The organism is Chryseobacterium tongliaonense (assembly GCF_041224435.1).
GTDB classification, from domain to species: Bacteria; Bacteroidota; Bacteroidia; order Flavobacteriales; family Weeksellaceae; genus Chryseobacterium; species Chryseobacterium tongliaoense.
Map to the genome: position 1 here is coordinate 1 of NZ_JBGFFD010000021.1, position 6,472 is coordinate 6,472.

2 tRNA genes and 3 rRNA genes are annotated in these 6,472 nt (G+C 44.2%); all 5 read right to left on the reverse strand.

Annotated elements, in window-relative coordinates:
- Positions 1-6: 6 nt before the first annotated feature.
- Positions 7-114: ribosomal RNA gene (gene rrf / locus AB8P06_RS20465) — 5S ribosomal RNA — on the reverse strand.
- A gap of 159 nt (positions 115-273) precedes the next feature.
- A 23S ribosomal RNA gene (locus AB8P06_RS20470) occupies positions 274-3,032 on the reverse strand.
- Between the two features lie 204 nt (positions 3,033-3,236).
- Positions 3,237-3,310: transfer RNA gene (locus tag AB8P06_RS20475), tRNA-Ala, on the reverse strand.
- 88 nt (positions 3,311-3,398) lie between these two features.
- A tRNA-Ile gene (locus tag AB8P06_RS20480) sits at positions 3,399-3,472 on the reverse strand.
- A 218-nt stretch (positions 3,473-3,690) separates the two neighbouring features.
- Positions 3,691-5,208: ribosomal RNA gene (locus tag AB8P06_RS20485) — 16S ribosomal RNA — on the reverse strand.
- The 16S, 23S and 5S rRNA genes sit together here with 2 tRNA genes alongside, the layout of an rRNA operon.
- Between the last annotated feature and the right edge of the window lie 1,264 nt (positions 5,209-6,472).

Sequence of the window (6,472 nt, forward strand, 5' to 3'; positions counted from 1 at the left end):
AATAAAAACTGGCGGCGACCTACTCTCCCGCTTTCGCAGTACCATCGGCGCTGGTGGGCTTAACTTCTGTGTTCGGAATGGGAACAGGTGAGCCCCACCGCTAAAACCACCCTAAAGAAGGTATATAAGATTTCAGAACTTAGATTTCAGATTTCAGACTCTAATTAGTCTGCTATCTGATCTCTTACATCTGAGATCTGTTTTAATCGATAAAAACTTTCACAAAGACAAAACCTTTCTTGCACTTACAAGGCTTGTTTTATTGTATCCATAGGCTATAAATCTACGGGTAATTAGTACTACTCGGCTATGTTGTTACCAACTTTACACCTGTAGCCTATCAACGTGGTCATCTCCCACGACCCTTAAAAGATGTCTCATCTTGAGGCGAGTTTCGCACTTATATGCTTTCAGTGCTTATCTCTTCCAAACATAGCTACTCAGCGGTGCACCTGGCGGTACAACTGATACACCAGAGGTTTGTTCAATTCGGTCCTCTCGTACTAGAATCAAGCCCTCTCAAACATCTAACGCCCGCAATAGATAGAGACCGAACTGTCTCACGACGTTCTGAACCCAGCTCGCGTGCCACTTTAATGGGCGAACAGCCCAACCCTTGGGACCTTCTCCAGCCCCAGGATGTGACGAGCCGACATCGAGGTGCCGAACCTCCCCGTCGATGTGAGCTCTTGGGGGAGACTAGCCTGTTATCCCCGGAGTACCTTTTATCCTATGAGCGATGGCCCTTCCATACGGAACCACCGGATCACTATGTCCTGCTTTCGCACCTGATCGACTTGTAGGTCTCACAGTCAAGCACCCTTATGCCATTACACTCTACGCACGGTTACCAAGCGTGCTGAGGGTACCTTTGAAAGCCTCCGTTACTCTTTTGGAGGCGACCACCCCAGTCAAACTACCCACCACGCAATGTCCTTCTGAAAGAAGTTAGGCTCCAAGTAAGTAAAGGGTGGTATTTCAACGTTGACTCCACAAACACTAGCGTGCCTGCTTCATAGTCTCCCACCTATCCTACACATTACTTACTCAAAGTCAATACGAAGTTATAGTAAAGGTTCACAGGGTCTTTTCGTCCCATTGCGGGTAATCGGCATCTTCACCGATACTACAATTTCACCGAGCTCGTGGCTGAGACAGTGCCCAGATCGTTACACCATTCGTGCAGGTCGGAACTTACCCGACAAGGAATTTCGCTACCTTAGGACCGTTATAGTTACGGCCGCCGTTTACTGGGGCTTCAGTCAAACGCTTCGGTTACCCTAACGCCCTTCCTTAACCTTCCAGCACCGGGCAGGTGTCAGACCCTATACAGCATCTTTCGATTTAGCAGAGTCCTGTGTTTTTGATAAACAGTCGCCTGGGCCTCTTCACTGCGGCCAACATTGCTGCTGGCGTCTCTTCTTCCGAAGTTACGAGACTATTTTGCCTAGTTCCTTAGCCACGACTCACTCGAGCACCTTAGGATTCTCTCCTCGACTACCTGTGTCGGTTTTGGTACGGGTTGCTTCACTTCGGCTTTTCTTGGAAGCACTTTCCTTACAACAACTTCGCCCGAAGGCTAGGTCTTGACTATTCCGTCAGTCTCCAGTAAGTACGGCACTCCGTCCCCTTTTTAGTGTGAGCAAGTATGGGAATATTAACCCATTGTCCATCCACTTCCCCTTTCGGGTGCGCGTTAGGTCCCGACTAACCCTCAGCTGATTAGCATGGCTGAGGAAACCTTAGTCTTTCGGTGAGGGGGTTTCTCGCCCCCTTTATCGTTACTTATGCCTACATTTTCTTTTCTATCCGCTCCACAATACCTCGCGATACTGCTTCGGCGCAAATAGAATGCTCCCCTACCAGATATAATTACATTATAAATCCATAGCTTCGGTAATATGCTTATGCCCGATTATTATCCATGCCGAACCGCTCGACTAGTGAGCTGTTACGCACTCTTTAAATGAATGGCTGCTTCCAAGCCAACATCCTAGCTGTCAATGCAGTTCAACCGCGTTGCTTCAACTTAGCATATATTTGGGGACCTTAGCTGTTGGTCTGGGTTCTTTCCCTCTCGGACATGGACCTTAGCACCCATGCCCTCACTGCCGTAAAACATTTATTAGCATTCGGAGTTTGTCAGGAATTGGTAGGCGATGAAACCCCCGCATCCAATCAGTAGCTCTACCTCTAATAAACTATATACGACGCTGCACCTAAATGCATTTCGGGGAGTACGAGCTATCTCCCAGTTTGATTGGCCTTTCACCCCTACCCACAGGTCATCCGAAGACTTTTCAACGTCAACCGGTTCGGTCCTCCACTCTGTGTTACCAGAGCTTCAACCTGCCCATGGGTAGATCACAAGGTTTCGCGTCTAATCCTACTAACTAACCGCCCTATTCAGACTCGCTTTCGCTCCGGCTCCGGTACTTAATACCTTAACCTCGCTAGTAAAATTAACTCGTAGGCTCATTATGCAAAAGGCACGCCGTCACCCAACTTGTGGGCTCCGACCGCTTGTAGGCGTACGGTTTCAGGTTCTATTTCACCCTTCTATTCGAAGTGCTTTTCACCTTTCCTTCACAGTACTTGTTCACTATCGGTCTTTCAGGAGTATTTAGCCTTGGAGGATGGTCCCCCCATATTCAGACAGGATTTCACGTGTCCCGCCCTACTCATTTATCACTCAAATATGCCTTTCATTTACGGGGCTATCACCCTCTACGGCCGCACTTTCCAGTACGTTCTATTAAACATATATCAGCTTTTGGGCTAATCCGCTTTCGCTCGCCACTACTTACGGAATCTCTTCGATTTCTTTTCCTCAGGGTACTTAGATGTTTCAGTTCTCCTGGTTTGCTCTCTAATAAATTAGAGTGACTGGTCTTCAACCAGACGGGTTGCCCCATTCGGACATCTCGGGATCAATTCGTGTGTGCCAATCCCCCGAGCTTTTCGCAGCTTACCACGTCCTTCTTCGCCTCTGAAAGCCTAGGCATCCGCCATACGCCCTTAACGATTTCTTTCCTATTTTTGGTTACTCAAGCACTCGTAAGTGCTCGGTTTTCTCTTTGTGATGTCTTTACCGTTAATGTCAATGATCTTATGTCTTGTACTCATGTAATCAACCAATATGTACTAATGACGGCTCCGTCATTATGTAGAATATACATATCCTTGTATTACCCTCATACAATTATACAGCATACTTACGTATTCCATACAATATGTGGAGAATAAGGGAGTCGAACCCTTGACCTCCTGCGTGCAAGGCAGGCGCTCTAGCCAGCTGAGCTAATTCCCCCTCTAGTTAGACTTCAGATTTCAGATTTCAGATCTCAGACTTTATTGTCTGATATCTGATGTCTTATATCTTCCCGTCTTTTAATTAGTAGTCTCGGGCAGGCTCGAACTGCCGACCTCTACATTATCAGTGTAGCGCTCTAACCAGCTGAGCTACGAGACTCTGTTTTAGATGTTAGATTTTAGATCATAGAGGTTAGACTAATCTCTAACTCCTTTTTTCTAACTCCTCTTTTCTAAATCTCTCCCTCTGATACTAATCTCTAGTGGGTGTTGTATTTTATATTATATATCAACCAAATAAAAAACTAAAGCTTCTCTTTAAGTAAGTACATGGTACATTGAAGTACCTTATTTTGTTTTACGTTCTTCAACGCTCTAAAATGAGATGTTCCAGCCGCACCTTCCGGTACGGCTACCTTGTTACGACTTAGCCCTAGTTACCTGTTTTACCCTAGGCAGCTCCTGTTACGGTCACCGACTTCAGGTACCCCAGACTTCCATGGCTTGACGGGCGGTGTGTACAAGGCCCGGGAACGTATTCACCGCGCCATGGCTGATGCGCGATTACTAGCGATTCCAGCTTCATAGAGTCGAGTTGCAGACTCCAATCCGAACTGAGACCGGCTTTCGAGATTTGCATCACATCGCTGTGTAGCTGCCCTCTGTACCGGCCATTGTATTACGTGTGTGGCCCAAGGCGTAAGGGCCGTGATGATTTGACGTCATCCCCACCTTCCTCTCTACTTGCGTAGGCAGTCTCACTAGAGTCCCCAACTGAATGATGGCAACTAGTGACAGGGGTTGCGCTCGTTGCAGGACTTAACCTAACACCTCACGGCACGAGCTGACGACAACCATGCAGCACCTTGAAAATTGTCCGAAGAAAAGCCTATTTCTAAGCTTGTCAATTCCCATTTAAGCCTTGGTAAGGTTCCTCGCGTATCATCGAATTAAACCACATAATCCACCGCTTGTGCGGGCCCCCGTCAATTCCTTTGAGTTTCAAACTTGCGTTCGTACTCCCCAGGTGGCTAACTTATCACTTTCGCTTAGTCTCTGAATCTTAAAAACCCAAAAACGAGTTAGCATCGTTTACAGCGTGGACTACCAGGGTATCTAATCCTGTTCGCTCCCCACGCTTTCGTCCATCAGCGTCAGTTAAGACATAGTGACCTGCCTTCGCAATTGGTGTTCTAAGTAATATCTATGCATTTCACCGCTACACTACTTATTCCAGCCACTTCTACCTTACTCAAGACCTGCAGTATCAATGGCAGTTTCATAGTTGAGCTATGAGATTTCACCACTGACTTACAGATCAGCCTACGGACCCTTTAAACCCAATAAATCCGGATAACGCTTGCACCCTCCGTATTACCGCGGCTGCTGGCACGGAGTTAGCCGGTGCTTATTCGTATAGTACCTTCAGCCAGATACACGTATCTGGGTTTATCCCTATACAAAAGAAGTTTACAACCCATAGGGCCGTCGTCCTTCACGCGGGATGGCTGGATCAGGCTTTCACCCATTGTCCAATATTCCTCACTGCTGCCTCCCGTAGGAGTCTGGTCCGTGTCTCAGTACCAGTGTGGGGGATCACCCTCTCAGGCCCCCTAAAGATCACTGACTTGGTGAGCCGTTACCTCACCAACTATCTAATCTTGCGCGTGCCCATCTCTATCCACCGTAGTTTTCAATATCAAATGATGCCATCTGATATATTATGGGGTATTAATCTTCCTTTCGAAAGGCTATCCCCCTGATAAAGGCAGGTTGCACACGTGTTCCGCACCCGTACGCCGCTCTCAAATCTCCGAAGAGATTCTACCGCTCGGCTTGCATGTGTTAGGCCTCCCGCTAGCGTTCATCCTGAGCCAGGATCAAACTCTCCATTGTATGTTTGTCTGACTCACTCAAAGTTTTGACGCTTTAGTTTTTCCTTACTTGGTTGTTATATTGTATTTCAATGATCTTCTATTCTATCGCTTCCTCAAAAACTATTTCTCTGTCGTTTTCGCTTCTGATTTGCGAGTGCAAAAGTAATTAATTTTTCTGATATGACCAAATGTTTCTGAAGAAAATTTTAAAGTTTTTTTATACTAACCTTAATCCCTCTTTCTCATTCAATCCCTCTACTCCTGCGCTCCCTTTATTGGGACTGCAAAGATACAAATCTTTTTCACTTTATCAACTTTTTATTGCTAAAAATTTAAAAGTTTTTTTTCAATCTGTTGCCCTAAAGTAGTTCCTTAATTATGCTTACTCAAAAGCTCTCCTGCGCTACTGACATACTCTCGTTTTCAGTGCGGCAAAAGTACACCCTATACCCTTTACAATCCAAATTTATTTAACTTAAAATTTACTTTTAATTCATATTTAAGCTTAAGTTACTGGCTCTCTGTAATATTAATTTTAAACTAATGCTCGTTTTTTAGAGATAGGATGAGACGGAAGGGGCTAAACCGTGTAGAAAAATTTAAAAAATTTAAAAATGAAATGTAGGATAACCTCTTTATTCTTTATTCTTTATTCTTTATTCTTTATTCTTTATTCTTTATTCTTTATTCTTTATTCTTTATTCTTTATTTGAAATTTACTTAAAAGAAGGTCTATTTAAAATTTTAAAGGTTTTGAAAACCGTGAAGGTTGATAGATCTATAGTGAACATTGATATCAATATTATTAAGAGAACTTTTTGTACTTTCTGAATATTCTGAGTTTTGATATGATTTGATTAAAACTATTTTGCTGCGACAGGCTAAGTATTTTGCTAAATACAAAGTGCTTTCTAATACTATTTTAGGATCCTTTGCAGGATGACAACTTGATATATTCAAAGCTTATAGGTCTTAAAAACCTATAAGCTGTAATTCTTAGAGTAATTGCAAGTTCCCAACCATGATAAAAACGGTACTCTTTGTTTGGTGCGGCCGGAGCGAAGCGGAGGCCGTAATGAAAAAGAAAATCTTATTTGATATTCCCCACAGATAACACAAATCTGCACAGATATTTATGTTTATTTTTTTTTATTCATTAAAAGAGATTGATTTATTTTGACAGTCTCATACGATCAATGAGTTTTCATAGAGAGGTGTCCGAGTGGTTGAAGGAGCTACCCTGGAAAGGTAGTATACGGGTAACTGTATCGAGGGTTCGAATC